Below are 25,842 nucleotides of genomic sequence, written 5' to 3'. Positions count from 1 at the left end.
GGTTTCCTCGACTTACAACGGCTTGACGGTGAACAGGCCATCTTCGTGGCCTTCTTCCGAACCGCCGTATACCTGTTCGGCGACGGTGCGGATGGCGCTGCCCTTGGCAGCCAGAATCTGGTCCATGGCGCCGGCGAACCAGCCGGTGAACATGTAATCCACCTTGCGGCCGACCTTGCCGTACACGTACACAAAGCAGGAGTGCTCAAGCTTGACGCTGGCGGTGCCCTTTTCCAGGTCGATGTCCTGGATCTTGAACAGGCCCCAGCCGCGTTGCGACAGACGCTTCATGTAGTGCTCGAACACCGCCACGCCTTCCAGGCCATGGCATTCGGCTTCCTTCTCGCACCAGTGCCAGGCCGATTTGTAGCCCGCCTTGTAGAGGATCTCGGCATAGGCGTCGGCGCCCAGCACTTCCTCGATGCCCATGTGGTTGTTGACGAAGAAATGGCGCGGCACGTACAGCATCGGCAGGGCGTCGGAGGTCCAGACACCGGTTTCGCTGTCGACTTCGATTGGCAATTGCGGGGCGATCTTGGCCATGGAAACTTAACTCCAGAAATTTGAAATAAGGGGGTGAGGCGGGTTAAGGCGTTATTCGCCCCACACGTCCTTCAATACGTTGACCCAGTTTTCGCCCATGATCTTGCGCACCACGCGTTCGCTGTGGCCGCGCTTGAGCAGGGTTTCGGTCAGATTCGGGAACTCGCCCACGGTGCGGATGCCCAGCGGGTTGATGATCTTGCCGAAGTTGGTCAGGCGACGGGCGTAGCCCTTGTCGTGGGTCAGGTATTCGAAGAAGTCCTGGCCATGGCCCTGGGTAAAGTCGGTGCCGATGCCGATGGAGTCTTCGCCGACGATGTTCATGGTGTATTCGATGGCTTCGGCGTAGTCGTCGATGGTCGACTCGATGCCCTTGGCCAAAAACGGCGCAAACATGGTCACGCCAACGAAACCGCCGTGGTCGGCGATGAACTTCAGTTCTTCATCGGACTTGTTGCGCGGGTGCTCCTTGAGCCCGGACGGCAGGCAGTGGGAGTAGCACACCGGCTTCTTGGATTCGAGGATCACCTCTTCGGAGGTCTTGGAGCCGACGTGGGACAGGTCGCACATCACGCCTACGCGGTTCATCTCGGCGACGATCTCGCGGCCGAAACCCGACAGGCCGCCGTCGCGCTCGTAACAGCCGGTGCCCACCAGGTTCTGGGTGTTGTAGCACATCTGCACAATGCCCACGCCCAGTTGCTTGAACACTTCCACGTAGCCGATCTGGTCTTCGTAGGCGTGGGCGTTCTGGAAGCCGAACAGGATGCCGGTCTTGCCCAGCTCTTTCGCCTTGCGGATGTCGGCGGTGGTGCGCACGGGCATCACCAGGTCGCTGTTCTCGCGCATCAGCTTCTGGCTTTTGCAGATGCTGTCGATGGTGGCCTGGAAGCCTTCCCACACCGAAACGGTGCAGTTGGCCATGGTCAGGCCGCCTTTGCGCATGTCCTCGAACAGCTCGCGGTTCCATTTGGCGATGATCAAGCCATCGATAACGATGCTGTCGGCGTGCAGTTCGGCTGGGCTCATCAGGCTGTCCCCTTTGGTTAATCACGCGCCGAAACGTCTGCCGGCGCTTTGGGGCCAGCATATGCCTGCGCGCAGAAGCATCCGGATGCAAAAACGACAGGGGGGTTGTTGAAAGCGTCAACGGGGGGATTTGTGGTGCTGCCTTCCCGAGCTTCGCCCGGTCCCACAAGGGCTCGCAGCCCCCCGCCTCCCTTTGTGGGACCGGGCGAAGCTCGGGAAGCAGGCGCCGCCGCTCCAGAACCAGACCAAGACTACTGTATGATCGGAAATGCCTGACACGGTCATCTCAAGGGGCAATGCTACCCTCCGGCGGTCGTCAAACCTGACGGCCGGGCGTGAGAACCCGGAGATAGATCCTGGGGCAGCCGTAATGGCAGCTGCTCGCGGGCAGGCTTTTGCCTGGCCGGATCTATCTCCCGGTTTCTCACCCCGCGAACAGCTGCCACCTCTCCCGTGAGAAGGAAGGTGCCAGCCTTGATTTGAGAGATAGCTGATGAAAGAACAAACAATCGGTACCGCCACCTTCGGCCCCGTCGACACTCACAACCTCCCCCTATTTACCATTACACCCGGCTTCAACGGCGAAGACGCCCTGGCCCACGTCACCGTGCTGCTCAAAGGCGCCGAGGCCTGCGCTTACGAGCTTACTGAAAGCCCTGGGGATACCGCCCACGGCCTGGCGCTGGCCCTGTTGCATCAGCTGGAAATGGCCCGCGGGGTCATCAATGCCCTGCTCCACGGTAGGGTTTCACCTGTTGCCCCCTGTTCTTTAGCCCCGGCGTAAGCCAAAATCCCCGCCATTGTTCTGCACATCTTGGCGGGGGTCTCGCACATGAAATCTTGGTTACTGGTACTGGCGTTGGCTTCCCTGGGTGCCCACGCGGCCGAAGACGGCCCTACCCCTTGCGACAACGTTGACGACAGCAAGGCCAGCCTGGCCTGCTCGGCGTACAACAAGAAAACCGCCGAAAGCGAACTCAAGGACGCCTTCAAAGACCTGCTCGACCGCGCCAAGACCAACTTCAGCGGCGAACCGGCCAAGCAGGCCAAAATGAAAGACTTGATCACTGCCGCCCAGGCTCAGTGGGAAAAGACCCGCGACGCCGACTGCGCCATCGAGACCTTCGAGGCCAAGCCGGGCACCCCGGAGTTCACCACCGCCCAGGACGACTGCATCGCGCAGAAGAGCGACGAGCGGTCTGAATACCTGCAAACCCTGGCCAACCCAGGCGATGAAGGCGACGTGCCCGAGCAATAACCCCCTCCCAACCCAAGGCATCCCATGAAAATCTGCGGTATCGACATCAAGGCCAGCGAAGCCATCTTCGCCCTGGCCAGCGTTGAAGGCGGAGCACTGGCCCACCTGCCACTGCCCCTGAAGAAACTGGCGCTGGAGGACGATGACGATGCCGCACAGGTCAAGGCCTTCGCTCGTCAGGCGGCGGCATTGATTGCCGAAAATGGCATTACCCATCTGGCGATCAAGAAACGCAGCAAGAAGGGCGAGTTCGCCGGGGGGCCAGTGACCTTCAAGATTGAAGGCATTTTGCAGTTGCTGGAAAACTGTGAGGTGGAACTGGTGTCGCCGCAGACTATCAATGCGCAGGCGAAGAAGCATGGCATTGAGCTGCCCACTTCGCTGAATAAGTATCAGCATGATGCATTCAAGGCCGCTTGTGCAGTGTTGCTCAAACGAAGCTGATCCCCCGGCCACTGCATTAATACTCGATCAGGACACTCACTTCTTAAGCGAATGAGTGTTTTGCCCGAGCAGGTACAAGTTCCAACTGCTGCGCCCCTCTTCAATTATCGACACTCTCCGCTCGCCCAACCGGGCGACAACAATCATTGGAGAGTGACGATGTTTAACATTGACCTGCAAAACTTGTCTGATGCAGAACGCGCACGCCGATTTCACGCGATGCGCTTACCCGCCTATAAGCACGCTGCACCCGGGTTCTCGACTCGAACACTGCCGGACGATGACGACGCCGACTTCAAGCCTGCAGAAGGCGAAGAACATGGTGTGGTGCTGGGCGATTCGGTTGTAACGCTCGAGCCGAAGATGTCTAACCTGGCGCTTGAAGCAGTACAGTATTCGACGTTCTATGCACAAATCTGGGCGAACGGCGAATACCCCAACAAAGAGAAGGATCTCAAGGAATGGTATACGGCGTACACCGAGGCGATGACGTTCATGGGTTGGAACATGACGTCTTTTCAGTTCAAGGAACAGCAGACAAACAATACGTCGGTGGATGTCGACCAGATAGCCCTTAAAATGCTGGCCGCAGCGGCTGGCCCCGGCGCCGCTGGGGCTGTGTTGATGGCGTCGATCAAGGCAGGCCTCGAAGGCCTCAAGGAAAGCAAAAAAGCCATCGGCCTGTTCCACAAGGAAAGTGCCAAAGAGAATAACGGCAGTTTCCAACTGATCCCCGGCGGCGAGCTGTCCAACGGCTCGCCGATGATATTACTCAACTCGGTTTACTGTTCGACCAAGAAGAACATGGGCAAAATTCTGTTCGTCTCCTGGAACAACTCTGATGTTCGCGTGTGGGGGAACGCACAGAAACTGGGGATGATCCTGGACATCTACAAAAGGAACGAAAACAAAATCAAGGATGAGCTGGATGACTATCTGGTCAGTGGCTTCCACGAGAAATTCAAGCTGAAACGCAAGCCAAAGTAAGGTCTCGAAAACCTGGAGCCGCCACACATGGATATCTCGGAATTCAAGACTTACTTGCATTATCGAACGGCTATCGCCTTGCGGTCGCCAGACAGTTCGCAGGAAAAAGCACTGCTGCGCGCTGTCGGCTATACACAGCTTCTGGCCGATGACGCCATGCAGTCATCACTCGAACCTTGGGTAAACACCAAGCTTCTTGCTTATGAGGAGCTTTATTGGGCAATCCGCAGCCAACGCGACACAACCGCCTCCGGGGGCGTTGATACCAACGGCCTGGAACAATCGCAAGTGATGATGCGCAATGCGGTGCGCAGTTGTTTGCCCGACAGCCTTCAACCCATGGCCGCAAGCCTGCTCAATGTTTACTTTGAAGCGCTGCGAACACTCCCACCAACAGCGCCCAGTGACAAGGACGCTGAAGTGGCCAAACCAGCACCGTCGCACCTTGAGGTGGTGACGGTGACGTCCAAGCGCTCCGCCTATGTGATTGCCGTGGATACACAGGATTGTCGAGTGTCATTCAGGCACTTCGAAATACTGCCAATGTTTTGGAACGCTTCGCTGAAATTGGCGGATGACGTTGATGACGACATCAAACGGCACTTGAAAACCCTTTGACACCACTGCCAAGTCGCCCCGATCCGGCCGGACCGGATCGGGGCGCAAGGAGCGCATCATGAGAATCGAACCTGCGAGCAAGGAAGAGGGCGATTATATTTTCGAGGAACTGCGAAAAGCCTTGAGGGAGCAACCTGTGCTGCCCCGCACAACACGCCTCGCAACCAGCACCCTGGGCCACAGCGCCAAGGAGCGCGACGTGGTGCTGGTCGGCAAGGGCAAGGTCACGGCGTTGCAAAGCGGGCTTCCGGACGACGAGTGCGAGGCAGCACTCAACTGCACGTACCTGGCGCACTACTACGCCAGCTCAAGGGCAAAACCGGACGAACCGGCCTGGGCCGAGCGATACGCGAAGTTCATGACCATTTCGGGCTGGCCAATGGTCAATCAAACCATTCAAACGCAAAAAGATCACTGGGTTGGCCGGAACACCATTGCCAGCGTTACCTTCGCGTTGTTGCACGAGGTCAAGGAAACTGAAATGGGTGAGTTCATGGCCCATCACTTGCGGGCGATCGAAGGTAATAGCGCTTCAATGAAACGCTTTCATTCCCCCACCCATGAGAAAACAGCCAGTTTCCAAATGCTGCCGGTGAAGGGTGATGGCCGGGGTAACCCTACTCTGGTCTTTACCAGCCTGGCGACACAAAGCGGCAGCGAACGCGACTGGGGCAAGTTACGCAACGTGGTCGACTTCTTTAGCGGCAGCCATGACATGACCTTTCAGGGCAGAGCCTCACGGCACAGTCTGGATGAACAGCTGTACCAGACCCGGTTACCCACCATCAAGTTGTGCATGGACGAACTTGCGCTGACGGGATACTCGGATATTGCCGAGAACTTTAACGCATCCGTCAGACGTTGACCCTGAGCGATGACGACTCACCTGGCTGCTCCCTGCGCCGCTCCTCCCGTGGGCACCGCGCAAACCGCACCCGATAACTGCGGGTAAAGTACGACGCCGACTCAAACCCGCAGGCAATGCTGACCTGCAGCACACTCATGCCCGTCTGCCGTAACAGCTGGCGGGCCTTTTCCAGGCGCAGCCCCAGATAGAACGCACTGGGCGTGTCGTTGAGGTGCAACTTGAACAGCCGCTCCAACTGCCGTCGGGTCACGCCGATGCTTTGCGCCAGCGCCAGGGTGCTCAGCGGCGGCTCGGTGTGCTGCTCCATGTCGCCAATTACCTGCACCAGCTTGCGATTGCTGACGCCATAGCGCGACGCGATCTGCATGCGCTGATGGTCTTTGCGTGGGCGGATGCGCCCTACCACGAACTGCTCCGACACCTCGACGGCCAGTGCGCTGCCGTGGGCGTGACCGATCAGGTCCAGCATCAGATCGATGGAGGCGGTGCCGCCGGCCGAGGTGATGCGCCGCCGGTCGATCTCGAACAGTTCCTGAGTGGCCTGCAGGTGTGGATACGTTTCCTTGAACGCCTCCAGCGCTTCCCAGTGCAGGGTCACGCGGTAACCATCGAGCAGGCCGGCCTTGGCCAGCACAAAAGCCCCCGTATCGATACCACCCAGCGTGACGCCATTGTGATCAAGGCGACGCAGCCATTGGTGCAGCGTTGGGGTGAACGCCTTTAGTGGTTCGAACCCGGCAACGATCAGCAGCGTGGCGCCAGGCCCCAGTGGCTCCAGCGCCGCATCGGCGTTCACCGACATGCCGTTGCTGGCCAACACCGGCCCACCGTCCAGGCTCAGCACGTGCCAGCGATACAGCTCACCGCGAAAGCGGTTGGGCCACACGCAAAGGCTCCACCGCCGAGATGAAGCCGATGGCGGAAAAGCCGGGTAGCAAGAGGAAGTAATAGTCCTGGGACATGGCCGCGCTCGTGCAGGGAAGCCTCGTTAATACGCCGCAGGTCGCCGCAGTGCAAGTGCAGGTCGCCGCAGTGCGAATTTCCCCTGCCCGCAAGGGCTACCTTGTTGTCCAGGGTGCGCAGACACCCTCCCCCCCAATAACTAGAAACTGCCGCGAGAGGAGCCATCATGAAAAGACTGATCAGCTGCTGTCTGCTGATGCTCACCAGTACCGCGATGCTGCCGGCCGCGCAGGCCGCCGACCCCGAAAGCTGCAAGAACGTGCGCCTGGGCGTGGTCAACTGGACCGACGTGATGGCCACCAGCGCCATGACCCAGGTGCTGCTCGACGGCCTGGGCTACCAGACCAAGCAGACCAGCGCCTCCCAGCAAATTATCTTCGCCGGCATCCGTGACCAGCGCCTGGACTTGTTCCTGGGCTACTGGAACCCGCTGATGACGCAGACCATCACCCCTTTCGTGGACCAGAACCAGGTGAAAGTGCTGGCCGAGCCCAGCCTCAAGGACGCCCGCGCCACCCTGGCCGTGCCCACGTACCTGGCGGACAAAGGCCTGAAAAGCTTCTCCGACATCGCCAAATTCAAGAAGGAACTGGGCGGCAAGATCTACGGCATCGAGCCCGGCTCCGGGGCCAACAAGCAGATCAAGGAAATGATCGCCAAGAACCAGTTCGGCCTGGGTGGCTTCCAGCTGGTGGAGTCCAGCGAGGCCGGCATGCTCTCGGCGGTGACGCGCGCCACACAGCGTAACGAAGCGATCGTGTTCTTCGGCTGGGCGCCGCACCCCATGAACGTCAACCTGAAGATGACCTACCTCTCCGGCAGCCAGGACGCCCTGGGCCCGAATGAAGGCATGGCCACCGTATGGACCGTCACCGCGCCGGACTACGCCAGCCGCTGCCCCAACGTGGGCAAGCTGCTGACCAACCTGACCTACAGCGCCGAAGACGAGAGCCGCATGATGCAGCCGCTGCTGGACCACAAGGACGCCCTGGAGTCGGCCAAGGCCTGGCTCAAGGCCCACCCCGAGGACCAGAAACGCTGGCTGTCGGGCGTGACCACCTTCGACGGCAAGCCGGCTGAACAGAACCTGCAACTGACCACCAATCCCTAAACAACCCTACTCAAACCTTGGGAACGACCGGCTTTGTGGGAGCGGGTTCTACCCGCGAATCGGACACCGCGCATGTGCTGTAAGGCGCGGTGTGCTTTTCGCGGGCAGAGCCCGCTCCCACGGGGTAGTCCCAGGGAAACGTGCGCCTGAAATTCAAGGAGACAGCATGAACCACGACGTGATCATCACCTGCGCCCTCACCGGCGCCGGCGACACCACCGGCAAAAGCCACCTGGTGCCCATCACCCCGAAACAGATCGCGGCAGCTGCCGTGGAAGCCGCCAAGGCCGGCGCCACCGTGGTGCACTGCCACGTGCGCGATCCAGACACCGGCAAATTCAGCCGCGACGTGGCCCTGTACCGCGAAGTGATGGAGCGCATCCGCGAGGCCGACATCGACATCATCGTCAACCTTACTGCAGGCATGGGCGGCGACCTTGAAATCGGCCCGGGCGAGTCGCCCATGGAGTTCGGCCCCAACACCGACCTGGTCGGCCCGCTGACCCGCCTGGCGCACGTGGAAGCACTGCTGCCGGAGATCTGCACCCTGGACTGCGGCACCCTTAATTTCGGCGACGGCGACACCATTTACGTCTCCACCCCGGCGCAGCTGCGCGCGGGCGCCAAACGCATCACCGAACTGGGCGTGAAGGCCGAGTTGGAGATCTTCGACACCGGCCACCTGTGGTTCGCCAAGCAGATGATCAAGGAAGGCCTGCTGCATGACCCGCTGTTCCAGCTGTGCCTGGGCATCCCCTGGGGCGCGCCCGCCGACACCACCACCATGAAGGCCATGGTCGACAACCTGCCGACAGACGCCGTGTGGGCCGGTTTCGGCATCGGCCGCATGCAGATGCCCATGGCGGCGCAGGCGGTGCTGCTGGGCGGCAACGTGCGCGTGGGCCTTGAGGACAACCTGTGGCTGGAAAAGGGTGTGCTCGCCAGCAATGGCCAACTGGTGGAACGCGCCAGCGAAATCCTCACCCGCCTGGGCGCCCGCGTGCTGACCCCCGCCGAGGGCCGCGCCAAGATGAACCTGACCCGTCGCACTTAAGGAATTGCCATGACCTTCATCACCGAGATCAAGACCTTCGCCGCACTGGGCAGCGGTGTCATCGGCAGCGGCTGGGTAGCCCGTGCCCTGGCCCACGGCCTGGATGTAGTGGCCTGGGACCCGGCGCCGGGTGCCGAAGCGGCGTTGCGCAAGCGCGTGGCCAACGCCTGGCCGGCGTTGGTACAAAGCGGCCTGGCCGCAGGCGCATCGCAAGAGCGCCTGCAATTCGTCGACACCATCGAAGCCTGCGTGCGCAACGCGGATTTCATCCAGGAAAGCGCACCTGAGCGCCTGGAACTCAAGCTCGACCTGCACGCCAAGATCAGCGCCGCCGCCAAACCCGACGCCCTGATCGCCTCCAGCACCTCGGGCCTGCTGCCCAGCGAGTTCTACGAAGGCGCCAGCCACCCCGAACGCTGCGTGGTCGGCCACCCGTTCAACCCTGTCTACCTGCTGCCGCTGGTGGAAGTGGTAGGTGGCCGGCAAACGGCGCCCCAAGCGGTGCAGGCGGCTATCCAGGTGTATCAATCCCTGGGCATGCGCCCCCTGCACGTGCGCAAGGAAGTGCCCGGTTTCATTGCCGACCGCCTGCTCGAAGCCCTGTGGCGCGAGGCCCTGCACCTGGTCAACGACGGCGTGGCGACCACGGGTGAAATCGACGACGCCATCCGCTTCGGTGCCGGCCTGCGCTGGTCGTTCATGGGTACCTTCCTGACCTACACCCTGGCGGGTGGCGACGCCGGCATGCGCCATTTCATGAGCCAGTTTGGCCCGGCCCTGAAGCTGCCCTGGACCTACCTGCCAGCCCCGGAACTGACCGACAAACTGATCGACGATGTAGTCGATGGCACCAGCGACCAACTGGGCAGCCGCAGCATCAGCGCGCTTGAGCGCTATCGCGATGATTGCCTGCTGGCGGTGCTGGAAGCGGTGCGCGTGACCAAGGCCAGACATGGCATGGAGTTCAGCGAATGATCAGCTACCGCACCCCGGTGCTGGAAGAATGGGTGGACTACAACGGGCACCTGCGTGATGCCTTCTACCTGCTGATCTTCAGCTATGCCACCGATGCGTTCATGGCCGAGATCGGCGTGGACCCGGCGCGCGACCAGCGCTCATTGTTTACTCTGGAATGCCACCTCAACTATTTGCATGAGGTGAAGCTGGGGACGCAGGTGCAGGTACATACGCGGGTAATCGGTCATGACCGCAAGCGGCTGCACCTGTATCACAGCCTGCATGCCGGTGCCGATGGACAGCCGTTGGCTACCACTGAACAGATGTTGCTGCACGTGGACCTGGCGGGGCCCAGGTCGACGCCGTTCAGCGAGGCGACGGTGCAGTGCCTTGAGCGGTTGCAGGCGGGGCAGGCCGATGAGCAACCTATCAACATAGGCCGCAGCATCACCCTGTGAGGGCCTCATCGCGAGCAAGCTTTGCTCCCACAGTGGTGAGGCATGCACCTGTATTCGGTTCAACACTGTGGGAGCAAAGCTTGCTCGCGATGAGGCCCTCACAGACAAAAAAAGCCCCGATCCAGCCGTATCCGGATCGGGGCGCAGGGAACTGCGATCAGCGTGACGAAGGTGACCAAACCCGCACGCTGGAAGCCGACGCCAGTGTGCCCTGCCAACCCGCCGGCGATTTAGCCGAAAACGACACGCTCATGCCCACCGCGGCCACGGCGACGATCACCCCTTGCCGCGCTGCCCGGGCCCTTACAGAATCGGCCAAAGCCCCTAACAAAAGGACTCGCCTCATGATGCACGTGGATCTGATCGACCAGGATGACCTGCTTGGCCACCTCAAGGCCCTGGGCTTCGAAATGCCCGCAGGCGCCAGCGCCGAGCAAGCCTGTGAATACGCCGTGCGCGGCCTGAGCGAAGCCCGCGCCAAGGCCCTGCGCAACATGGTCGAGCAGTTGCTGACCGGCAGCGCCACCATCCTGCCGGCCGTGCGCCAGGCCATCGACAAGCAACTGCTGCCCGCACTGGCCCAGTACCAGCAATCGCGTGCCTGACAACCTGTTGCTGGCCCGCAAGCCGCGGGCCAGACGCCTCGCCTACGGCGCGACATAAACAAAACACATACCCGCATAACCGTTTCGCGGCAGACGGCCGGTGGATCCAGTCGTACCTTCTTTCTTACAGCGCCCCGGCGCCATGACAAGAAAGAGAGTGTATGCCGATGAACAACAGCCCTGCAGTTGACGTCAAGGCGTGGATCGATTCACGTGCCATTTCCCCCTACCAGTGGCTCGTCCTGGCACTGTGCTCCCTGATCATCCTGTTCGACGGCTACGACGCCGCGGTCATGGGTTTCATTGCCCCCGCCCTGGCGCAGGACTGGGGCCTGGCCCCGGCGCAGATGGGCCTGATCCTGGGCGCGGCGATGTTCGGCGTGGCCCTGGGCGCGCTGGTGGCAGGCCCCTATTCCGACCGCCTGGGCCGCAAGCGCGTGCTGCTGGTGTCGATCTTCTGCTTCGCGTTGTTCAGCGTGATGTGCACCTTTGCCCGCAACCCCTATGAAATGGCCCTGCTGCGCTTCCTCACTGGCCTTGGCCTGGGTGCGGTGATGCCCAACTGCGTGACCCTGGTCTCGGAATACATGCCCGAGCGCCGTCGCGGCCTGCTCATCACCCTGATGTACTGCGGCTTCAATATCGGCTCCGGCGCCGGCGGCTTCGTCGCGGCCGCCCTGTTGCCCGTGGGCGGCTGGAAATCGGTACTGCTGCTGGGCGGTCTCTGCCCGCTGGTGGTGCTGCCGCTGCTGGTGTGGCTGCTGCCTGAATCGGCCCTGTACATGGTGGTGCGCAACCACACCCAGAGCAGCATCGGCGACATCCTGCGGCGCATGGGCGGTGTGTTTGCCGCCGGTACGCGCTTCACCCTCAAAACCCCGGCCCTGGACAAGAAAGCCCAAGTGTTCAAGCTGTTCTCCAACGGCTACGCCCATGGCACGCTGATGCTCTGGCTGACGTACTTCATGGGCCTGTTCGTGATTTACCTGCTCAACGGCTGGCTGCCCACCATCATGCGCGCCGGCGGCCTGAGCCTGGAAAAAGCCGCGATCACCGCCGGCCTGTTCCAGCTGGGCGGCACCCTGGGCGGCCTGCTGGTGGGCAGCCTGATGGACCACTTCCAGGCGCGCAAGAAAGTCATCGGCGCCTTCTACCTGATGGGCATGTGCTGCCTGCTGGCCGAAGGCATCTTCGGTTTCGGCCCTACCGTGCTGGGCATGCTGGTGTTCGTCAGCGGCATGTGCGTGAACGGCGCACAGACCGGCCTGCAGGCTTTCTCGCCCACCTTCTACCCCACCGAAATGCGCGCCACCGGCGTCAGCTGGATGCACGGCATCGGCCGCAGCGGCGCTATCATCAGCTCCTCGCTGGGCGGGCTGTTGCTGGGCGCCTTTCCCGGTACCAGCAGTATCTTTATCGTGCTGTCGATTCCTGCCCTGTTCGCGGCGCTGGCCATCGTCAATCACCGCAACGCCGTAGTGGCTCCACCGCTCGAGCGCGCTCGGCGCCTGCTTGAAGCACCTATTCGATGAGTGATCCATGAGTGTACTGACGCAACCCAAGATCGACTGCCACCACCACATCTTCGACCCGGCGCAGTTCCCCTACGTGGCCGATACCCAATATCGCCCCGAGGGGCACGAACTGGGCACCTCGCTGCATTACGACGCGGTGATGCAGGCGTACAACATTCGCCACTCGCTGATCGTGGGCCCTACTTCGGCCTACAACACCGACAACCGCTGCCTGCTGGCCGCGCTGGCCGAACACCCGGGGCGCTCCAAGGGCATTGCCGTTGTGCCGTTGACCATCGGCAGCGATGAGCTGGCAGCGCTCAAGGAACAAGGCGTGGTGGGCATCGCCTTCAACGTTGCCATGCTCGGCACTGCGCCGTTCGTGGCGGTGGATGGGCTGATGGGGCGCCTGGCCGAGCTGGAGCTGTTTGCCCAGGTGCAGGTGATGGATGATCAATTGCCGGACTTGATGCCGCTGCTGAAACGCACGACCACACCGTTGCTGATCGACCACAGCGGCCGCCCGGACGTAACGGCGGGGCTGGACCAGGCGGCGTTCAAGGCGTTGCTGTCGCTGGCGGGGCAGGAACGTACGTGTGTGAAGCTGTCGGGGTTGTCGAAGTTTTCCCGGCAGCAGTATCCGTGGGCCGATGGGCAGCCTTATCAGGTGGCGTTGCTGGAGGCGTTTGGCGCGCAGAACTGCATGTGGGGCTCGGACTGGCCGTTCTTGCGGGCGGGTGAGCGGATGGATATCGGCACGTTGCTGATGCTGGTGGAACGGTTGTTCCCGGATGAGAAGGTGCTTGAGCAGATTCTGTGGAGCACGCCGAAGCGGGTGTTTGGCTTTACTGATTGATCTGGATTTTGCTGTGTTGCTGCTGACCTCATCGCGAGCAAGCTTTGCTCCCACAGGCGTGCACCGCACTGAAGGTATACACCCGTGGGAGCAAAGCTTGCTCGCGATGAGGCCGGCAGCCTCACCACAAATCCCTAAATCCGCACGCTGGCAAAGGTCGACTCATTACGCGCCTGGCTCAGCGCCGACATCGGCCCCGACAACGGCGCCAGCACCATGGCCTGCGGGATCGGCATCATCGCCACCTGCTGCGCCGTGTTGGACCCCACGCGCTCGTCACGCGGCGGGATGCCGAAGTATTCGCGGTAGCACTTGGAGAAGTGCGGCGTGGACACGAAGCCACACACCGACGCCACTTCAATGATCGACATGGGCGTCTGCTTCAGCAGCTGGCGCGCACGAATCAGCCGCAGCTTGAGGTAGTAGCGCGACGGCGAGCAGTGCAGGTATTTCTGGAACAGGCGCTCCAGCTGCCGACGCGACACCGACACATACACGGCCAGCTCATCCAGATCGATCGGCTCTTCCAGGTTGGCTTCCATCAGCGCCACGATTTCCTGCAGCTTGGGCTGGTTGGTGCCCAGCATGTGCTTGAGCGGCACGCGCTGGTGGTCCTGTTCGTTGCGGATACGCTCGTACACGAACATCTCGGAGATGGCCGCCGACAGTTCACGACCGTGGTCGCGGCTGATCAGGTGCAGCATCATGTCCAGCGGCGCGGTGCCGCCCGAGCTGGTGAAACGGTTACGGTCCAGGGTGAACAGGCGGGTGCTCATGGCCACGCGCGGGAAGGCTTCCTGCATCGAGGCCAGGCATTCCCAGTGCACGCTGCAATCGAAACCGTCCAGCAGACCGGCGCAGGCCAGGGCCCAGCTGCCGGTGCACACAGCGCCCAGACGCTTGGACTGGCGGGCCTGGCTTTGCAGCCAGGTCACGTGCTCGCGGGTCACGGTGCGTTGAATGCCGACGCCGCCACAGACAATCACGGTATCCATGGCCGGAGCCTTGTGCATTGCCGCATCCGGGGTGATCTGCAGGCCATCGCTGGCCCAGACCTGCCCGCCGTCCACGCTCAAGGTCGTCCAGCGATACAGCTCGCGGCCGGACAACTGGTTGGCCATGCGTAGGGGTTCTACTGCAGAGGCCAGGGAAATCAGCGTGAAATTATCCAGCAGCAGAAAGCCGATGGATTGAGGCGTACGGGTCTGGGGTTGGGCCCCGGAGTTGAACGACGTCATCGCGGTATCTCCTCACTCAAAGCGGGTGATGGCCTCAGGCGGAGGCTCTTCTTATGGCCCTGCTTGAAGGAGGGCTTTGCAATGACAACGCAAATGCCATGCCTAAAGTTGAATGGCTATTCAATAAATCCTGAAAACGACGTCGCGATGCGGCCAGATGCCGCAGATGGCCAATGGACATCTTCGGCAGGCCTCAAGGGCTGTGAGCACTTCGGTAGCACTTGTGTGAAGCGACAGGCGGAACGTGGGTAAACAGTGTCACCGCAAGCACGAACGAGCGGCGCCCGAAGGAGGGTCGCCGCTGCAGGAAACGATGAGCGCTAAACGCGCCAAAACGTTGCGGGCAAAACGCACTGTGAACGAAAACAGCGCAGGGTCAGCACTCGATGGCGCTGACTGCCAGGCCGCCGCGCGACGTCTCCTTGTACTTGTCGTGCATGTCGGCGCCGGTGTCGCGCATGGTGCGGATCACCCGGTCCAGGGAAATGAAGTGCTGGCCGTCGCCACGCAGGGCCATCTGCGCCGCGTTGATGGCCTTTACCGCAGCGATGGCGTTGCGCTCGATGCACGGCACCTGCACCAGGCCGCCCACCGGGTCGCAGGTCAGGCCCAGATTGTGTTCCAGGCCGATCTCGGCAGCGTTTTCCAGTTGCGCCGGGGTAGCCCCCAGGATCTCCGCCAGCCCCGCCGCCGCCATGGCGCAGGCCGAACCGACTTCGCCCTGGCAGCCCACCTCGGCGCCGGAGATGGACGCATTCTTCTTGCACAGGATGCCGATGGCCGCGGCCGCCAGCAGGTAATCGACGACGTTGGCCTCGCTGACCTCGTCGCTGAACTTCATGTAGTAATGCAGCACCGCCGGGATGATGCCTGCCGCACCGTTGGTCGGCGCCGTGACCATGCGCCCGCCGGCGGCATTCTCTTCGTTGACCGCCAGGGCGAACAGGTTCACCCACTCCATGGCGCTGAGGGTGGAACCGATGACATTGGGTTTGTTCAGTTCCTGCAAGCTGCGGTGCAGGCGTGCCGCGCGACGGCGTACGTTGAGGCCGCCGGGCAGAATGCCTTCGTGCTTGAGGCCGTGTTCAACGCAGTCCTGCATGGCGCGCCAGAGCTTCATCAGGCCGGCGCGGATTTCCGCTTCGCTGCGCCAGACTTTCTCGTTGGCCATCATCAGTTGCGACACGCGCAGGTCGTTTTGCTCGCACAGCTCCAGCAGTTCCACGGCGGTGTCGAAATCGTAGGGCAACACGGTGTTGTCGGCGTCCAGCACACCACTGGCGGCCTGGGCCGAGTCCACCACAAAACCGCCGCCCACCGAGTAGTAGGTGTCGCGATGCAGTTCGCCCGCCTCGCCCTCGGCGATCAGGGTCATGGCGTTGGGGTGGTAGGGCAGGTTTTCGTCCAGCAGCAGCATGTCGCGCTGCCACACGAACGGGATGGGCCGCTCGTTGGCCAGCTTCAAGGTGTCGGTTTCACGCAGGGTGGCGATGTGCTGACCGATGCTGGTGGGGTCCACGGCATCCGGCCATTCGCCCATCAGGCCCATGATCACGGCGTTGTCGCTGCCGTGGCCCACGCCGGTGGCGGACAGCGAGCCATACAGGCGCACTTCCACGCGTGTCACCTGCTGCAGTTCGCCGCGTTCGCACAGGCCCTGCACGAACAACGCGGCGGCGCGCATGGGCCCCACCGTATGGGAACTGGACGGCCCGATGCCGATCTTGAACAGGTCAAACACACTGATAGCCATTGCCGCGCACCTCCTGAATTGGGCAGACCGGGCCGCCACTGCGGCCACTGGCGCAACTGCTACGCTTGAGCCACGTGCGCCGGATTGCCTTCATCATCGGGCTTCCGGCCACGGGTGCGACGTCTGCAACCGACCCGCTCATGCCCACCAGCGCCCAGCCCTGCCAGGGGCCGTTTTCGGCGATGCCGGCGGTCGAAAATGGGCTTTCCAGGGCCAGGAAAATCTGTAAGCGACACCACCGGCACTGGAAGCGACTCCCTATGTACTGGTTACGACGCCCCCTGTAGGCGACGGTTTTTCACTGGTCCATGATCAGTCTCGACTCGATTGCAAGGCACCCGGCTAGCGCTGTCTTTCCAGAGCGCCGCCCGCCACCCAACCGCGACCAGAAAGCGGGTCAGCCTGAGCAGGCCGCCCGAGAAAAAACATCCAGGAGCGCAACCCCATGAAAGGTTCACCATCGTTGTTGTTGGCCGCCATGCTGAGTCTGCCGATGCTGGCCAACGCCGCCGAACCGGCGCAGTGCCAGACCGTGAATTTCTCCGACGTCGGCTGGACTGACATTACCGTCACCACGGCCGTTACCAGCGCCGTGCTGCAGTCGCTGGGCTACAAGACCAACACCACCATGATCTCGGTGCCGGTTACCTACAAATCCCTGGCTGACGGCAAGAACATGGATGTATTCCTCGGCAACTGGATGCCGACCATGGAAAACGACATCAAGGCCTACCGTGATGCCGGCACCGTGGAAACCGTGCGCGCCAACCTGGAAAACGCCAAGTACACCCTGGCAGTGCCCCAGGCGCTGTACGACAAGGGCCTGCACGACTTCGCCGACATCGCCAAATTCAAGAAGGAACTGGACGGCAAGATCTACGGCATCGAGCCGGGCAACGACGGTAACCGCCTGATCCAGAGCATGATCGACAAGAACGCCTTCGGCCTCAAGGACGCAGGTTTCAAGGTGGTCGAGTCCAGCGAAGCCGGCATGCTCAGCCAGGTTGACCGCGCCCAGCGCCGCAACACCGACGTGGTGTTCCTGGGCTGGGAACCGCACCCAATGAACACCCGCTTCAAAATCAAATACCTGACCGGCGGCGATGACTACTTCGGCCCCAACTTCGGCCAGGCCACCATCTACACCAACGTGCGCAAGGGCTACACCCAGGAATGCAGCAACGTGGGCCAGTTGCTGAAAAACCTGGCCTTCACCCTGCCGATGGAAAGCTCGCTGATGGGCAACGTGCTGGACGACAAGATGAAGCCAGCCGTGGCCGCCAAGGCGTGGCTGAAGAAAAACCCGCAAGTGCTCGACACCTGGCTGGCGGGCGTGACCACCGTGGACGGCAAACCAGGCCTGGAGGCCGCCAAAGCCAAGCTTGCGCAGTAACCGCTGAACTTGCGGCGGGTACGCCCGCCGCAAGACGTTCTTTCAACTTGCATGCGGACGTTCATTACCATGCTGACTGATCATAAAATCCCGCTGGGCCAATACATCGCCGGCTTCGTCGACTGGCTGACGCGAAACGGCGCCAGCACCTTCGACAGCATTTCCTCCTCCCTCGAAGCAATGATCCATGGCCTGACGTTCTGCCTGACCTGGTTCAACCCCTTTGCCCTGATCTTCCTGATTGCCGCGCTGGCGCACTTCATCCAGCGCAAGTGGGGGCTGACTGCCTTCGTGGTGCTGTCATTCCTGTTGATCCTCAACCTGGGGTACTGGCAGGAAACCATGGAAACCCTGGCCCAGGTGCTGTTCGCCACCCTGGTGTGCGTGGCCATCGGCGTGCCGCTGGGCATCGTCGCGGCGCACAAGCCCATGTTCTACACCATGATGCGCCCCGTGCTGGACCTGATGCAGACCGTACCGACCTTCGTGTACCTGATCCCAACCCTCACTCTGTTCGGCCTGGGCGTGGTGCCGGGGCTGATTTCCACGGTGGTGTTCGCGATTGCCGCGCCCATCCGCCTGACCTACCTGGGCATCCGCGACGTGCCCCACGAACTGTTGGACGCTGGCAAGGCCTTTGGCTGCTCGCGCGGCCAGCTGCTGTCGCGTATCGAACTGCCGCACGCCATGCCCAGCATCGCCGCCGGCATCACCCAGTGCATCATGCTGTCGCTGTCGATGGTGGTGATCGCCGCCCTGGTGGGCGCCGATGGCCTGGGCAAACCCGTGGTCAACGCACTCAACACCGCCGATATCGCCCTGGGCTTCGAAGCAGGCCTGGCCATCGTGCTGCTGGCGATCATGCTCGACCGTATCTGCAAACAACCCGATGCAAAAGTAGGGGGTGACGCATGAGCATAATCCGCTTCGACAAGGTAGACGTCGTCTTCACCAATAAACCGCGGGAGGCCCTCAGCCTGCTGGACCAGGGCCTGTCGCGGGATGAGATCCTGAAAAAGACCGGCCAGGTGGTGGGCGTGGAAAAGGCCAGCCTGGACATCAACAAGGGCGAGATCTGCGTGTTGATGGGCCTGTCCGGTTCAGGCAAGTCCAGCCTGCTGCGCTGCATCAACGGCCTGAATACCGTGAGCCGTGGCAACCTGTTCATCGAGCACGAAGGCTCGCAGATCGACATTGCCAACTGCACCCCGGCCGAATTGAAACTGATGCGCACCAAGCGCATCGCCATGGTGTTCCAGAAGTTCGCGCTGATGCCCTGGCTGACCGTGCGTGAAAACATCAGTTTTGGCCTGGAAATGCAGGGCCGCCCTGAAAAGGAACGGCGCAAGCTGGTGGAAGAGAAGCTGGAGCTGGTGGGCCTGACCCAGTGGCGCAACAAGAAGCCCGACGAACTGTCCGGCGGCATGCAGCAACGGGTCGGCCTGGCCCGCGCCCTGGCGATGGACGCCGACATCCTGCTGATGGACGAACCCTTCTCGGCCCTTGACCCGCTGATCCGCCAGGGCCTGCAGGACGAACTGCTGGCGCTGCAGAACAAGCTCAGCAAGACCATCGTTTTCGTCAGCCACGACCTGGATGAGGCGCTGAAACTGGGCAGCCGCATCGCCATCATGAAAGACGGCAAGATCATTCAGTACAGCAAGCCGGAAGAAATCGTGCTGAACCCGGCCGATGACTACGTACGTACCTTCGTCGCCCACACCAACCCGCTGAACGTACTGTGCGGCCGCAGCCTGATGCGCACGCTGGACAACTGCAAGCGCATCAACGGCTCGGTGTGCCTGGACCCGGGCGGCGACTCGTGGATTGACCTGGCCGAAGGCAACACCATCAAGGGTGCGCGCCAGGGTGCGGGCGTGCTGGACTTGCAGCAATGGGTACCGGGGCAGGCCGTGGAAGGCCTGGGCCGTCAGCCGACCGTGGTAGGCGCGGACATCGGCATGCGCGATGCGCTGCAGATTCGTTACCACACCGGCAACAAGCTGGTGTTGCAGGATGGCAACCGGGTGGTGGGTATTCTGGGGGACAGCGAGCTGTATCACGCGCTGCTGGGTAAGAATCTGGGGTGATAGGCCCACTCGCCCACACCAAAGAAGGCCATTGTGGGAGCGGGCTCTGCCCGCGAAGCAGCCACCGCGGTGAATAAGCTAATACGCGGTGTTTTCTTCGCGGGCAGAGCCCGCTCCCACAGGGGGTAAGGCAACTCAACGGCGGATAAACTCCCGGCCACCCAGCGCCAGCAACTCCGCCTGCATCTGCTCCAACCGGTCTTCTTCGACCTTGGCGTCCTGTTTCATGGCCTTCACCAGCCCGAACATGAACAGCACCAGCACCACCGAGAACGGCAGGCCAGCCAGCACCACCATGGTCTGCATGGCTTCGAAGTTGCCTGCAAACAGCAGGCCGATGGTTACCAGGGTAATGATCGCCGACCAGAGGATACGCAACCAGTGAGGGGCATCTTCATCCACGTCGCCGCCTTTGCACGACAGGTTGGCCATCATCACCGCGCCGGAATCGGCTGGGGTCAGGAACAGCACGAAGCCGACGAAAATGGCCACGCCGATGACGATCTTCGACGCCGGGTAGTGGTCCAGCAACTGGTACATGGCCATGGACGGCTGTTCCAGCGCCGTCTTGCCCAACTCCACCGCGTTCTGGTTCATCACCAGGTCCAGCGCGGTATTGCCGAACACCGACAGCCACGCCAGGGTGAAACCCAGCGGAATCAGCAGCACGCCGAAGATCAGTTCACGCACCGTGCGGCCACGGGAAATACGCGCGATGAACATGCCCACGAATGGCGCCCAGGAAATCCACCACGCCCAGTAGAACAGGGTCCACAGGCCCAGCCAGCGCTCGGACTTGGCGACGTCGCCGGTGTAGACGTACAAGTCAAAGGTCTTCAGCACCACACCGTTCAGGTAGTCGCCGATGTTCTGGATGAAGCCATTGAGCAGGTGCAGGGTGTTACCGGCCAGCAGCACGAAAATCAGCAGGCCGCTGAACAGCACGATATTGAGGTTGGACAGCCGGCGGATGCCGTTCTCCACCCCCGACACCGCGGCAATCGTAGCCACGGTGCTCATCACCAGGATCACGATCAGCAGGTTGGTGTTGCTGTGCTCCATGCCAAACAAGTGTTCCAGCCCCGACGACACCTGCATGGCGCCAATGCCCAGGTTGGTCACCAGGCCCAGGAGGGTCACGAACATGCCGAAACCGTCCACCGCATCGCCCGCCAGGCCCTTGACCCAGCGCTGGCCGACCAGCGGGTACAAGGCCGAACGCAGCGCCAGCGGCTGGTTGTGGCGGTAGGCGAAATAGGCCACGGCCAACCCCACCAACGCGTAGATCGCCCAGCCGTGCAGGCCCCAATGCAGGAATGTCAGTTGAATGGACTGACGAGCGGCTTCATGGCTGGCCGAAACGCCCTCGGGCGGGTTGAAAAAGTGGTCCAGCGGCTCGGAAGCGCCAAAGTACAGCAGCGAAATGCCGATGCCGGAAGAGAACAGCATGCCGGCCCATGCGCCGTAGCTGAAATCGGGGGTGTCGTCCTTGGTACCCAGCTTGAGTTTGCCGAAAGAAGTGAACGCCAGTGCCACCACAAACACCAGGTAGGCGCCGATGACCAGCATGTAATACCAGCCAAAACTCTTGGACAGCCAATCCTGGGCCACGCCCAGCATATGCCCGGCCTGTTGGGGTGCGGCGATCAGCACCGCGGTCAGCAGCAGTATCAAAATCGTCGATGCATAAAACACGACGGGGTTGAGCCGAACCCTTTCGGAGGGGTTCTTGATCAGGGAGGCAGAACTCATGGCACAGATGCTCCAGGCAGTGCGAGAGAAAGACACACAAGGACTCATTCCTTAGGCGAATGGAGCAATGCCCACACGCCCAGGAGTGATATAAAGCACCTCGATTTTTTTCGGGGTGCCATTTGTGCCACTCGGACGCCCGCAAAGCATGTCAATGGCACAAATTGTCGCAGAGCTTATTCTTTGTTGATTGAACGTTCAATCAAAACAAAATAGACTGGTCTTCGCCGAGACGGGCGGCTTGCTGTCCGTCGCAAGGCCAAAGGAGAAGTTTTCAATGCCCAAGGTCGGTATGCAGCCCATCCGCCGCCAGCAGTTGATCGAAGCCACGCTGCTTGCGGTCGATCAGGTCGGCATGGCAGATGCCAGCATTGCGCTGATCGCCCGCCTGGCGGGTGTGTCGAACGGAATCATCAGTCACTACTTTCAGGACAAGAACGGCCTGATCGCGGCGACCATGCGCTACCTGATGAACGCCCTGATCGAGAACGTGAGGGCGCGGCGCCAGGCACTGGGGGACGAAAGCCCCCGCGCCCACCTGCAGGTGATCATCGAAGGCAACTTCGACGCCAGCCAGGTCAACGGCCCGGCAATGAAAACCTGGCTGGCCTTCTGGGCCGCCAGCATGCACCAGCCGTCTTTGCACCGGTTGCAGCGGATCAACGACCACCGCCTGTATTCCAACCTGTGCTGCCAGTTCCGCCGCGTATTGCCGCAGGAACAGGCACGCAGCGCCGCCCGCGGGCTGGCTGCACTGATCGACGGCCTGTGGTTGCGCGGCGCGCTTTCGGGCGACGCCTTTGACACTGAGCAGGCGCAGCAAATCGCCTACGAATACATGGATCAGCAATTGGCAAAGCAGATGCACTGACGGTTCGCCGCTCGCATCTGCCCAGCTACCCAGACAAGCACTTGCGAGGACACTATGGCCCGTTTCGAACTGCAAAAACTCTACATTGACGGCGGTTACGTGGACGCTTCCAGCGACGCCACCTTCGACGCCATCAACCCGGCCAACGGCGAGGTCCTTGCCCACGTGCAACGGGCCACCCAGGCTGACGTGGAGCGCGCTGTGGTCAGCGCCGAAAAGGGCCAGAAAGTCTGGGCCGCCATGACCGCCATGGAGCGTTCGCGCATCCTGCGCCGCGCCGTCGACATCCTGCGTGAGCGCAACGACGAGCTGGCCGCCCTGGAAACCCTGGACACCGGCAAGGCCTACTCCGAAACCCGCTACGTGGACATCGTCACCGGTGCCGACGTGCTGGAATACTACGCAGGCCTGGTGCCGGCCATCGAAGGCGAGCAGATCCCGCTGCGCGACACCTCGTTCGTCTACACCCGTCGCGAGCCGCTGGGCGTGACCGTGGGCATCGGTGCCTGGAACTACCCGATCCAGATTGCCCTGTGGAAATCGGCCCCGGCCCTGGCCGCCGGCAACGCGATGATCTTCAAGCCCAGCGAAGTGACGTCGCTGACCACCCTGAAGCTGGCCGAGATATACACCGAGGCTGGCCTGCCGGCAGGTGTGTTCAACGTACTGACCGGTAGCGGCCGCGAAGTGGGCAGCTGGCTGACCGAGCACCCGCGCATCGAGAAAATCTCCTTCACCGGCGGCACCGACACCGGCAAGAAGGTCATGGCCAGCGCCTCCAGCAGCTCGCTGAAGGAAGTGACCATGGAACTGGGCGGCAAGAGCCCGCTGATCATTTTCGACGACGCCGACCTGGACCGCGCCGCCGACATCGCCATGATGGCCAACTTCTACAGCTCGGGCCAGGTGTGCACCAACGGCACCCGCGTGTTCGTGCCCAACGCCCTGAAGGCCGCCTTCGAAGCCAAGATCGTCGAGCGCGTGCAGCGCATCCGCGTCGGCAACCCGCAGGACGAGAACACCAACTTCGGCCCGCTGGTGAGCTTCGCCCACATGGAAAGCGTGCTGGGCTACATCGCCAAGGGCAAGGAAGAAGGCGCCCGCGTACTGTGCGGCGGCCAGCGCCTGACCGAAGGTGAATTCGCCCAGGGCGCCTACGTGGCCCCGACCGTGTTCACCGACTGCCGCGACGACATGACCATCGTCCGTGAAGAGATCTTCGGCCCGGTAATGGCCATCCTCGGCTACGACAGCGAAGAAGAAGTGATCCGCCGTGCCAACGACACCGACTTCGGCCTGGCCGCCGGTATCGTCACCCAGAACCTTACCCGCGCGCACCGCGTGATTCATCAGCTGGAAGCCGGTATCTGCTGGATCAACGCCTGGGGCGAATCCGACGCCAAGATGCCAGTGGGCGGCTACAAGCAATCGGGCGTGGGCCGCGAGAACGGCATCAGCTCGCTGAACCAGTACACCCGGATCAAATCGATCCAGGTCGAGCTGGGCGAGTACGCCTCGGTCTTCTAAACGCCGCGCCCTTTCCCTGTGGGAATGGGTACTTGTGGGAGCGGGCTCTGCCCGCGAATGGATCGCCGCCGACCTTTTCGCGGGCAGAGCCCGCTCCCACGGGTTTCACATCCCATAGGCATTTGCCCACCCTACGACTTTGACAGGGAGCAGAAATGTCCAAAGAATTCGATTACATCATCATCGGTGCCGGCTCGGCCGGTAACACCCTGGCCACCCGCCTGACCGAAGATGCAGGCGTCACCGTCCTGCTGCTGGAAGCCGGCGGCCCCGACTACCGCGCCGACTTCCGCACCCAGATGCCCGCCGCCCTGGCCTTCCCGCTGCAAGGCCGCCGCTACAACTGGGCCTACGAGACCGATCCCGAGCCGCACATGGACAACCGTCGCATGGAATGCGGCCGTGGCAAGGGCCTGGGTGGCTCGTCGCTGATCAACGGCATGTGCTACATCCGCGGCAACGCCATGGACTACGACGGCTGGGCCAAGCTGCCGGGCCTGGAAGACTGGACCTACCTGGACTGCCTGCCGTACTTCCGCAAGGCCGAAACCCGTGACATCGGCGCCAACGACTACCACGGCGGCGAAGGCCCGGTCAGCGTCACCACGCCCAAGGCCGGCAACAACCCGCTATTCCACGCCATGGTCGAGGCCGGCGTGCAGGCCGGTTACCCGCGCACTGACGACCTCAACGGTTACCAGCAGGAAGGCTTCGGCCCCATGGACCGTACCGTCACGCCAAAGGGCCGCCGCGCCAGCACCGCCCGTGGCTACCTGGACACCGCCAAGCAGCGTGACACCCTGACCATCGTCACCCACGCGCTGACCGACCGCATCCTGTTCGACGGCAAGCGCGCCGTGGGCGTGTCCTACCTGGTGGGCGACAGCAACACCCCGGTTGAAGCCCGTGCCCGCAAGGAAGTGCTGCTGTGCAGCGGCGCCATCGCGTCGCCGCAGATTCTGCAACGTTCCGGCGTAGGTCCGAAGGACCTGCTCAAGACCCTGGACATTCCCGTGGTGCACGACCTGCCTGGCGTCGGCCAGAACCTGCAGGACCACCTGGAAATGTACTTGCAGTACGCCTGCACCAAGCCGGTGTCGCTGTACCCGTCACTGCTGTGGTGGAACCAGCCGGCCATCGGCGCCGAGTGGATGTTTAACGGCACCGGCATCGGCGCCAGCAACCAGTTCGAGGCCGGTGGCTTTATCCGCACCCGTCCGGAATTCGAATGGCCGAACATTCAGTACCACTTCCTGCCGGTGGCGATTAACTACAACGGCAGCAATGGCGTGAAGGAACACGGCTTCCAGGCCCACGTGGGCTCCATGCGCTCGCCAAGCCGCGGCCGCGTGCAGGTGAAGTCGAAGAACCCGCGCGAATACCCGAGCATCCTCTTCAACTACATGGCCACCGAGCAGGACTGGCAGGAGTTCCGCGACGGCATCCGCCTGACCCGTGAAATCATGCAGCAGCCGGCGCTGGACGAATTCCGTGGCCGCGAAATCAGCCCCGGCATCGAGGTGCAGACCGACGAGCAGCTGGACAAGTTCGTGCGCGAGCACGCCGAGACCGCGTTCCACCCCTCGTGCTCGTGCAAGATGGGCACCGACGAGATGGCCGTGGTCGATGGCCAGGGCCGTGTGCATGGCCTGCAGAGCCTGCGCGTGGTGGATGCGTCGATCATGCCGATCATCACCACTGGCAACCTGAATGCCCCGACGATCATGATGGCCGAGAAAATCGCCGACAAGATTCGTGGGCGTCAGCCGTTGCCGCGTAGTACGGCTGATTACTATGTGGCGGGTGATGCACCGGTGCGCAAAGCACCACTGCGCGCAGTGCACTAACCTGTAGCCGCTGCCGCCAGGCTGCGCTGGCCCTACGCCTCACTGGGAATCTCCAGCGTAGGCGAGGGCCAGCGCAGCCTGCGGCAGCGGCTACAACTTGCGACAA

The 25,842-nt window shown here is 62.2% G+C and carries 24 protein-coding genes and 1 pseudogene; 19 read left to right on the top strand and 6 right to left on the bottom strand.

Features of this window, described 5'->3' with window-relative positions; genetic code table 11:
• Positions 1-12: 12 nt before the first annotated feature.
• Positions 13-543, bottom strand: coding sequence for a DUF5943 domain-containing protein (locus ACZ9GA_RS30885; protein ID WP_027980258.1), 531 nt, complete (start codon positions 541-543; stop codon positions 13-15).
• Positions 544-594: 51 nt separating this feature from the next.
• Positions 595-1,572: a dipeptidase gene (locus ACZ9GA_RS30880; RefSeq protein ID WP_027980257.1), complete on the bottom strand. Its 978-nt coding sequence runs from the start codon at positions 1,570-1,572 to the stop codon at positions 595-597.
• Between the two features lie 493 nt (positions 1,573-2,065).
• Between ACZ9GA_RS30880 and ACZ9GA_RS30875 the strand changes: the two genes are divergently transcribed.
• The 6 genes from ACZ9GA_RS30875 (at position 2,066) to ACZ9GA_RS30850 (ending at position 5,744) form a co-directional block, all read left to right on the top strand.
• Complete coding sequence (locus ACZ9GA_RS30875; RefSeq protein ID WP_457358364.1) at positions 2,066-2,356, top strand: hypothetical protein; 291 nt, start codon at positions 2,066-2,068, stop codon at positions 2,354-2,356.
• 48 nt (positions 2,357-2,404) lie between these two features.
• Entirely contained in the window at positions 2,405-2,830 is a 426-nt protein-coding gene (locus ACZ9GA_RS30870) for a lysozyme inhibitor LprI family protein (RefSeq protein WP_455922067.1), read from the top strand.
• Positions 2,831-2,854: 24 nt separating this feature from the next.
• Complete coding sequence (locus ACZ9GA_RS30865) at positions 2,855-3,274, top strand: DUF3010 family protein (RefSeq protein WP_457358366.1); 420 nt, start codon at positions 2,855-2,857, stop codon at positions 3,272-3,274.
• Between the two features lie 159 nt (positions 3,275-3,433).
• Complete coding sequence (locus tag ACZ9GA_RS30860; protein ID WP_457358368.1) at positions 3,434-4,261, top strand: hypothetical protein; 828 nt, start codon at positions 3,434-3,436, stop codon at positions 4,259-4,261.
• Positions 4,262-4,288: 27 nt separating this feature from the next.
• Positions 4,289-4,879 carry a hypothetical protein gene (locus ACZ9GA_RS30855; RefSeq protein ID WP_457358369.1) on the top strand — a complete coding sequence of 197 codons (591 nt, stop codon included), beginning with the start codon at positions 4,289-4,291 and terminating at the stop codon, positions 4,877-4,879.
• Between the two features lie 58 nt (positions 4,880-4,937).
• Positions 4,938-5,744 (top strand): hypothetical protein, encoded by an 807-nt coding sequence (locus ACZ9GA_RS30850; protein ID WP_457358371.1) that lies wholly within the window; start codon positions 4,938-4,940, stop codon positions 5,742-5,744.
• Here ACZ9GA_RS30850 and ACZ9GA_RS30845 read toward each other — a convergent pair.
• Positions 5,734-6,709: pseudogene (locus tag ACZ9GA_RS30845) on the bottom strand (GlxA family transcriptional regulator). The gene ACZ9GA_RS30850 and the pseudogene ACZ9GA_RS30845 overlap by 11 nt on opposite strands.
• A 167-nt stretch (positions 6,710-6,876) precedes the next feature.
• Here ACZ9GA_RS30845 and ACZ9GA_RS30840 point away from each other — a divergent pair.
• The 7 genes from ACZ9GA_RS30840 to ACZ9GA_RS30810 all read left to right on the top strand — a co-directional run bounded on the left by ACZ9GA_RS30840 (position 6,877) and on the right by ACZ9GA_RS30810 (position 13,265).
• Positions 6,877-7,821 carry a choline ABC transporter substrate-binding protein gene (locus ACZ9GA_RS30840; RefSeq protein ID WP_457358374.1) on the top strand — a complete coding sequence of 315 codons (945 nt, stop codon included), beginning with the start codon at positions 6,877-6,879 and terminating at the stop codon, positions 7,819-7,821.
• A gap of 166 nt (positions 7,822-7,987) precedes the next feature.
• Complete coding sequence (gene cdhC, locus ACZ9GA_RS30835) at positions 7,988-8,875, top strand: 3-dehydrocarnitine:acetyl-CoA trimethylamine transferase CdhC (protein WP_457358375.1); 888 nt, start codon at positions 7,988-7,990, stop codon at positions 8,873-8,875.
• A 9-nt stretch (positions 8,876-8,884) separates the two neighbouring features.
• Entirely contained in the window at positions 8,885-9,850 is a 966-nt protein-coding gene (locus ACZ9GA_RS30830; protein ID WP_457358377.1) for an L-carnitine dehydrogenase, read from the top strand.
• A complete protein-coding gene (locus ACZ9GA_RS30825) occupies positions 9,847-10,290 on the top strand; it encodes a thioesterase family protein (protein WP_457358379.1) in 444 nt (147 codons plus the stop codon). The genes ACZ9GA_RS30830 and ACZ9GA_RS30825 overlap by 4 nt, the downstream gene beginning before the upstream one ends.
• A 344-nt stretch (positions 10,291-10,634) precedes the next feature.
• Positions 10,635-10,895 carry a hypothetical protein gene (locus ACZ9GA_RS30820; protein WP_457358381.1) on the top strand — a complete coding sequence of 87 codons (261 nt, stop codon included), beginning with the start codon at positions 10,635-10,637 and terminating at the stop codon, positions 10,893-10,895.
• A gap of 167 nt (positions 10,896-11,062) precedes the next feature.
• Positions 11,063-12,427 carry an MFS transporter gene (locus ACZ9GA_RS30815; protein WP_457363613.1) on the top strand — a complete coding sequence of 455 codons (1,365 nt, stop codon included), beginning with the start codon at positions 11,063-11,065 and terminating at the stop codon, positions 12,425-12,427.
• 7 nt (positions 12,428-12,434) lie between these two features.
• Positions 12,435-13,265: an amidohydrolase family protein gene (locus ACZ9GA_RS30810; protein ID WP_457358383.1), complete on the top strand. Its 831-nt coding sequence runs from the start codon at positions 12,435-12,437 to the stop codon at positions 13,263-13,265.
• A 134-nt stretch (positions 13,266-13,399) separates the two neighbouring features.
• Here the strand turns inward: ACZ9GA_RS30810 and gbdR are convergent, their stop codons facing one another.
• A complete protein-coding gene (gene gbdR / locus ACZ9GA_RS30805) occupies positions 13,400-14,503 on the bottom strand; it encodes a choline metabolism transcriptional regulator GbdR (RefSeq protein WP_027980241.1) in 1,104 nt (367 codons plus the stop codon).
• A 376-nt stretch (positions 14,504-14,879) separates the two neighbouring features.
• Entirely contained in the window at positions 14,880-16,256 is a 1,377-nt protein-coding gene (locus ACZ9GA_RS30800; protein WP_457358385.1) for an L-serine ammonia-lyase, read from the bottom strand.
• Positions 16,257-16,701: 445 nt separating this feature from the next.
• Here ACZ9GA_RS30800 and ACZ9GA_RS30795 point away from each other — a divergent pair, with 445 nt between their 5' ends.
• The 3 genes from ACZ9GA_RS30795 (at position 16,702) to choV (ending at position 19,739) form a co-directional block, all read left to right on the top strand.
• On the top strand, positions 16,702-17,649 hold the full coding sequence (locus ACZ9GA_RS30795) for a choline ABC transporter substrate-binding protein (RefSeq protein WP_457358386.1): 948 nt from the start codon (positions 16,702-16,704) through the stop codon (positions 17,647-17,649).
• A gap of 69 nt (positions 17,650-17,718) precedes the next feature.
• The gene (gene choW / locus ACZ9GA_RS30790; protein ID WP_457358388.1) at positions 17,719-18,564 is read left to right on the top strand and encodes a choline ABC transporter permease subunit; all 846 of its coding nucleotides are present in this window, start codon (positions 17,719-17,721) and stop codon (positions 18,562-18,564) included.
• Positions 18,561-19,739 carry a choline ABC transporter ATP-binding protein gene (gene choV / locus ACZ9GA_RS30785; protein WP_457358390.1) on the top strand — a complete coding sequence of 393 codons (1,179 nt, stop codon included), beginning with the start codon at positions 18,561-18,563 and terminating at the stop codon, positions 19,737-19,739. The genes choW and choV overlap by 4 nt, the downstream gene beginning before the upstream one ends.
• 135 nt (positions 19,740-19,874) lie before the next feature.
• On the opposite strand, the gene ACZ9GA_RS30780 is transcribed toward choV, so the two are convergent.
• Positions 19,875-21,434: a BCCT family transporter gene (locus tag ACZ9GA_RS30780; protein ID WP_457363614.1), complete on the bottom strand. Its 1,560-nt coding sequence runs from the start codon at positions 21,432-21,434 to the stop codon at positions 19,875-19,877.
• Between the two features lie 334 nt (positions 21,435-21,768).
• On the opposite strand from ACZ9GA_RS30780, the gene betI reads away from it, so the two are divergent.
• The 3 genes from betI to betA all read left to right on the top strand — a co-directional run bounded on the left by betI (position 21,769) and on the right by betA (position 25,736).
• A complete protein-coding gene (betI, locus tag ACZ9GA_RS30775; RefSeq protein WP_027980235.1) occupies positions 21,769-22,362 on the top strand; it encodes a transcriptional regulator BetI in 594 nt (197 codons plus the stop codon).
• A gap of 54 nt (positions 22,363-22,416) precedes the next feature.
• A complete protein-coding gene (gene betB / locus ACZ9GA_RS30770; RefSeq protein ID WP_457358392.1) occupies positions 22,417-23,889 on the top strand; it encodes a betaine-aldehyde dehydrogenase in 1,473 nt (490 codons plus the stop codon).
• 155 nt (positions 23,890-24,044) lie between these two features.
• Positions 24,045-25,736 carry a choline dehydrogenase gene (gene betA, locus ACZ9GA_RS30765; protein WP_457358394.1) on the top strand — a complete coding sequence of 564 codons (1,692 nt, stop codon included), beginning with the start codon at positions 24,045-24,047 and terminating at the stop codon, positions 25,734-25,736.
• Positions 25,737-25,842: the final 106 nt, after the last annotated feature.

The sequence above is a fragment of the Pseudomonas sp. TE3644 genome, from assembly GCF_056278815.1.
Note: the sequence above shows the minus strand (reverse complement) of the source record. Positions and strands in the feature narration are given on the sequence as shown.

Coding starts and splice junctions, on each gene's coding strand:
- ACZ9GA_RS30795 (WP_457358386.1), top strand. CDS start 16,702: ATGAAAGGTTCACCATCGTTGTTGTTGGCCGCCATGCTGAGTCTGCCG.
- ACZ9GA_RS30855 (WP_457358369.1), top strand. CDS start 4,289: ATGGATATCTCGGAATTCAAGACTTACTTGCATTATCGAACGGCTATC.
- ACZ9GA_RS30825 (WP_457358379.1), top strand. CDS start 9,847: ATGATCAGCTACCGCACCCCGGTGCTGGAAGAATGGGTGGACTACAAC.
- ACZ9GA_RS30815 (WP_457363613.1), top strand. CDS start 11,063: ATGAACAACAGCCCTGCAGTTGACGTCAAGGCGTGGATCGATTCACGT.
- ACZ9GA_RS30820 (WP_457358381.1), top strand. CDS start 10,635: ATGATGCACGTGGATCTGATCGACCAGGATGACCTGCTTGGCCACCTC.
- ACZ9GA_RS30880 (WP_027980257.1), bottom strand. CDS start 1,572: ATGAGCCCAGCCGAACTGCACGCCGACAGCATCGTTATCGATGGCTTG.
- ACZ9GA_RS30865 (WP_457358366.1), top strand. CDS start 2,855: ATGAAAATCTGCGGTATCGACATCAAGGCCAGCGAAGCCATCTTCGCC.
- choV (WP_457358390.1), top strand. CDS start 18,561: ATGAGCATAATCCGCTTCGACAAGGTAGACGTCGTCTTCACCAATAAA.
- ACZ9GA_RS30885 (WP_027980258.1), bottom strand. CDS start 543: ATGGCCAAGATCGCCCCGCAATTGCCAATCGAAGTCGACAGCGAAACC.
- ACZ9GA_RS30810 (WP_457358383.1), top strand. CDS start 12,435: ATGAGTGTACTGACGCAACCCAAGATCGACTGCCACCACCACATCTTC.
- choW (WP_457358388.1), top strand. CDS start 17,719: ATGCTGACTGATCATAAAATCCCGCTGGGCCAATACATCGCCGGCTTC.
- betA (WP_457358394.1), top strand. CDS start 24,045: ATGTCCAAAGAATTCGATTACATCATCATCGGTGCCGGCTCGGCCGGT.
- ACZ9GA_RS30875 (WP_457358364.1), top strand. CDS start 2,066: ATGAAAGAACAAACAATCGGTACCGCCACCTTCGGCCCCGTCGACACT.
- ACZ9GA_RS30870 (WP_455922067.1), top strand. CDS start 2,405: ATGAAATCTTGGTTACTGGTACTGGCGTTGGCTTCCCTGGGTGCCCAC.
- betB (WP_457358392.1), top strand. CDS start 22,417: ATGGCCCGTTTCGAACTGCAAAAACTCTACATTGACGGCGGTTACGTG.
- betI (WP_027980235.1), top strand. CDS start 21,769: ATGCCCAAGGTCGGTATGCAGCCCATCCGCCGCCAGCAGTTGATCGAA.
- ACZ9GA_RS30840 (WP_457358374.1), top strand. CDS start 6,877: ATGAAAAGACTGATCAGCTGCTGTCTGCTGATGCTCACCAGTACCGCG.
- gbdR (WP_027980241.1), bottom strand. CDS start 14,503: ATGACGTCGTTCAACTCCGGGGCCCAACCCCAGACCCGTACGCCTCAA.
- ACZ9GA_RS30850 (WP_457358371.1), top strand. CDS start 4,938: ATGAGAATCGAACCTGCGAGCAAGGAAGAGGGCGATTATATTTTCGAG.
- ACZ9GA_RS30800 (WP_457358385.1), bottom strand. CDS start 16,256: ATGGCTATCAGTGTGTTTGACCTGTTCAAGATCGGCATCGGGCCGTCC.
- ACZ9GA_RS30860 (WP_457358368.1), top strand. CDS start 3,434: ATGTTTAACATTGACCTGCAAAACTTGTCTGATGCAGAACGCGCACGC.
- ACZ9GA_RS30830 (WP_457358377.1), top strand. CDS start 8,885: ATGACCTTCATCACCGAGATCAAGACCTTCGCCGCACTGGGCAGCGGT.
- cdhC (WP_457358375.1), top strand. CDS start 7,988: ATGAACCACGACGTGATCATCACCTGCGCCCTCACCGGCGCCGGCGAC.